General features: G+C 56.0%; 7 protein-coding genes. 2 read left to right on the forward strand and 5 right to left on the reverse strand.

Annotated features, from left to right (window positions below):
- Nucleotides 1–322 precede the first annotated feature (322 nt).
- The 5 genes from CSQ89_RS22305 to CSQ89_RS20750 form a co-directional block, all read right to left on the reverse strand.
- Complete coding sequence (locus CSQ89_RS22305) at nucleotides 323–529, reverse strand: hypothetical protein (RefSeq protein WP_139022807.1); 207 nt, start codon at nucleotides 527–529, stop codon at nucleotides 323–325.
- On the reverse strand, nucleotides 517–639 hold the full coding sequence (locus tag CSQ89_RS23575; RefSeq protein ID WP_255408664.1) for a hypothetical protein: 123 nt from the start codon (nucleotides 637–639) through the stop codon (nucleotides 517–519). Before CSQ89_RS23575 ends, CSQ89_RS22305 begins: the two co-directional genes overlap by 13 nt.
- Nucleotides 640–679: 40 nt before the next feature.
- Nucleotides 680–940 carry a hypothetical protein gene (locus tag CSQ89_RS20740; RefSeq protein WP_099407885.1) on the reverse strand — a complete coding sequence of 87 codons (261 nt, stop codon included), beginning with the start codon at nucleotides 938–940 and terminating at the stop codon, nucleotides 680–682.
- Between the two features lie 84 nt (nucleotides 941–1,024).
- Nucleotides 1,025–1,471 (reverse strand): DUF883 family protein, encoded by a 447-nt coding sequence (locus CSQ89_RS20745; RefSeq protein ID WP_099407886.1) that lies wholly within the window; start codon nucleotides 1,469–1,471, stop codon nucleotides 1,025–1,027.
- 448 nt (nucleotides 1,472–1,919) lie between these two features.
- Nucleotides 1,920–2,102: a hypothetical protein gene (locus CSQ89_RS20750; protein WP_099407887.1), complete on the reverse strand. Its 183-nt coding sequence runs from the start codon at nucleotides 2,100–2,102 to the stop codon at nucleotides 1,920–1,922.
- Nucleotides 2,103–2,137: 35 nt separating this feature from the next.
- On the opposite strand from CSQ89_RS20750, the gene CSQ89_RS20755 reads away from it, so the two are divergent.
- Both CSQ89_RS20755 and CSQ89_RS20760 read left to right on the forward strand, forming a co-directional pair.
- A complete protein-coding gene (locus CSQ89_RS20755) occupies nucleotides 2,138–2,557 on the forward strand; it encodes a hypothetical protein (protein ID WP_099407888.1) in 420 nt (139 codons plus the stop codon).
- Nucleotides 2,554–2,847, forward strand: coding sequence for a hypothetical protein (locus tag CSQ89_RS20760; protein ID WP_099407889.1), 294 nt, complete (start codon nucleotides 2,554–2,556; stop codon nucleotides 2,845–2,847). Before CSQ89_RS20755 ends, CSQ89_RS20760 begins: the two co-directional genes overlap by 4 nt.
- The last annotated feature ends 131 nt before the right edge of the window (nucleotides 2,848–2,978 follow it).

The raw sequence follows: 2,978 nt of genomic DNA on the forward strand, positions 1-2,978 counted from the left end.
TACGATCCACGCTTCCTTCCCACGCTCGGTCGCCCTCACGCAGTTGCGCTTCACTTCGTTCGCTGTGATCAACTTACGGCGGGACTTCCACCCGCAGGAGTGCGCCCATGCTGGGCGCACATAAAAAGAGGGAACCCAATGGGTCCCCTCTTTTTATTCATGCCGCTGCACCGTTCTCTCCGCTTCGCTTTTGACAGGAAACGTATTTCTTCAGTACCGCGAGCATCGTACGTTCGCCGGCCCCTAAGCCATAACGCCGCTTTTCAGCCCGTTAAGGCCCTACAGCTGTCACACCGGCCAGCCAACCCTGGGCATGTGCGCTTCAAACACAGCCGGGGTGTACATAACAGGGTTTACACACTGCCACCGTATTACCCAACTGCGCAGACACTTCCGTCATCGCCTGGCTTAGCTGCTGTTGGGCCGGCAGGGAAGCATCTACCTCGCGTAACGCGCTGACAGCCAATAAAGTACCCGCCCAGGTGCGAAAGTCCTTGGCGGAAAACGCCTCGCCGCCTATTTCACGCAAATAGCATTCACAGCATTGGCATCAATAACCTGCTGACTGCCTTCATCGTCCACAAACTGGATCAACATCGCGCCCGGCGATTGCCGGCAGCGCTCGATCAACGCCGCCAAGCGCGCATCCTGGAACGCGATTTTTTGGAATTGGCCGGACTTACCCCGGAAGGAAAATTGGATGCGCTGCTGTTGGACTTAGCAGATCGGTACAGATCCATACATCCCGCCAAGCCGGTGGAATGGCAAGCGCGCGGATGCGTTCCAACTCAGCGCGAACCCGCACTACATGGCCAGTGGCATCGATATAGCGAAAACCACTACCACTGCGGTGGCGCGAAATACCGGCGCTTTCATTACAGACATAATGAAGCCCTGCGCGTTGCGCGGCACGCTGCCCTGCTAACTGTGTTGCATGCATGAATTTGGTTTATCCACGGCTAATGGCAAGGCCCCGCGGTGCACTCCCTGTAACAACCGGAGCACACCGCCAAGTGCAAGCGGCTTAACGGTTCTTGCCAACCAATAGGCCGACAACCGCGCCGACGCCGAAGGCGATACCGACGGATTGAAGCGGGCGTGAACGTACGTAATCCTGCGCAATATCCACGGCATGGCTGGTGGTTTCACTGTACTTCTCGCTAAATTCGCTCAGTTGTTCCTTAATGCCCAGCATCTTCTCGCTCAGCTGTTCCTTCGAAACTTGCAACGCTTCTGCTGACAAGCTACCGCCACGGCTTAGAAGGGACTCGACATCACTGACAAAGGCGGAGAGATCCTTCTGGAACTGCTCCTGTGTAGCACTGCCTTCGCGCTTTGACCGGCCCTTGGCCGCAGCTTCCTGCCAGCGGGTTGCACCACTGCTTGGATTGCCTGCGGGCTTGCTGCCATTGTTGGTTTGAGGATTGGTAGGCTGCTTGGCGCCGCCCGAGATACTTGGATTGGCTTCCATGGTGTTCTCCGTTCAATAGTTGGTAAGTAGCAAAGAAAAGCTTGGCCAGTTGGGAAGGTGTTATGAAAACCACCTTACGTTCCTGCCAGACTCCTAGCACTACATACGCATGATGTGTGCCTACGGCTGCATGCCCTGTTTTCGGGGCTTTTCCTGGGAAATAAGCGGTAACGATGGATGAATTTACAATCCGGCGTTGTAAACCCTGCTGCGTTCAGGAACAGGAATAACACCGTTTCGCTGGCAGGACCACGGCACAAAACCTGCCTTACTGCTTAAGCAACCGACCCATTCAAACCGGCCGCATCCCTCACAACACCAATAAGGAGCCGAACATGAAACGCCTGATCTGGATCGCCGCACTATCCGCCCTGGTCTGCGGGGTAAAGCACGCCACTACCCGTAAACAGCTTGAAAATATGGGCGAAAATGACGCTGCCTTGAAGTCCTAGGTCTTGTTCAGAGTCGGGTGGCCTACCAGAATCTGGGTAGGTTGCCTGCCCATACAATCACCAAGACGCAATGCTTGACCGGGCAAGCTGCACTGTCCGGTCAGGCCGCAACCATCGGAAATGTCCTGCCGGGAAGTCTCGCTGGCCGGCGCGCAATCCTGTTGGAATGGGAATTGCATAGCTAAGCCATCATCTTCTCTCAGGAGCACGCACCATGGCTGTTATGCCCCCTCTCACCGAGCAGATGGATAAAACCGCGCCACCGCCACCCGATACGTTGGATATCTTGCACATCCTGCTGCAAGAAAGCGAAACCATACGCCACCAAGTCACTGCCATCTGCGAAGAGTCCACCAAGCTGCTTCGCGAGGAGTGCTATCTCGCGCTGGAAAGCGCAACAGTTGGCACCCGTTGGCTGCTCGTTTCCGCCATCGCCGCCGCTACCTGCTGGCTCAGTATCAATGTCGCCCTTATCGCCGGAGCAATGGAATTAGGCTTGCCCTGGTTCTATGCCACGCTGGTCGTCAGCCTCGCCAATGCCGTACTCGCCTGGCAAACGCATATATTGGCCAGACGTTGCCTCAAGGATATGACATTCTCGCGTGTGCGCGGGTTGATGAGGGGACAGCTATGAGGCTCCGTCATCGCCGTGAGCGCTGCGATTATTTGGCTGCCAATATCGTGCTGCGCAAAGCCATCGTCCACCAGTCCTGGGGCAATGCCCGCCGCCATCTGGAATATCTGCTGACCAATTCTCCCGTTGTTATCGCCCTGGGTGCAGCAGCAGGCGCCTTGCTGGTCAACCAGCCTTGGCGGCTGCGCCAGTTGCTGACGAATTGGCCACTAATCAGCCAGGCGTTGAAGGACATGGTGCTTACTGCACGCCCTGACCTTGCTGCCGAATCTAGAAAGAATGAGTCGTAGAACCTGTAACTGATGTTACGCAGTAGCTGCGAGAAGCAGCTGTAACTGATCATAAGCCGCGCGGGAGGCGTTGATCAGTAACTTGCGGCAAAGTGCGAATGGGTTCTTCTGCGTCTTGATGCTCAGGCATT

The organism is Chitinimonas sp. BJB300 (genome assembly GCF_002735695.1).
In the GTDB taxonomy this organism is placed as follows: Bacteria; Pseudomonadota; Gammaproteobacteria; order Burkholderiales; family Chitinimonadaceae; genus Chitinimonas.

Excerpts from the sequence above, each read along its gene's own strand:
- CSQ89_RS20740 (WP_099407885.1), bottom strand. The coding sequence starts at position 940 with ATGCATGCAACACAGTTAGCAGGGCAGCGTGCCGCGCAACGCGCAGGG.
- CSQ89_RS20745 (WP_099407886.1), bottom strand. The coding sequence starts at position 1,471 with ATGGAAGCCAATCCAAGTATCTCGGGCGGCGCCAAGCAGCCTACCAAT.
- CSQ89_RS20750 (WP_099407887.1), bottom strand. The coding sequence starts at position 2,102 with ATGCAATTCCCATTCCAACAGGATTGCGCGCCGGCCAGCGAGACTTCC.
- CSQ89_RS20755 (WP_099407888.1), top strand. The coding sequence starts at position 2,138 with ATGGCTGTTATGCCCCCTCTCACCGAGCAGATGGATAAAACCGCGCCA.
- CSQ89_RS20760 (WP_099407889.1), top strand. The coding sequence starts at position 2,554 with ATGAGGCTCCGTCATCGCCGTGAGCGCTGCGATTATTTGGCTGCCAAT.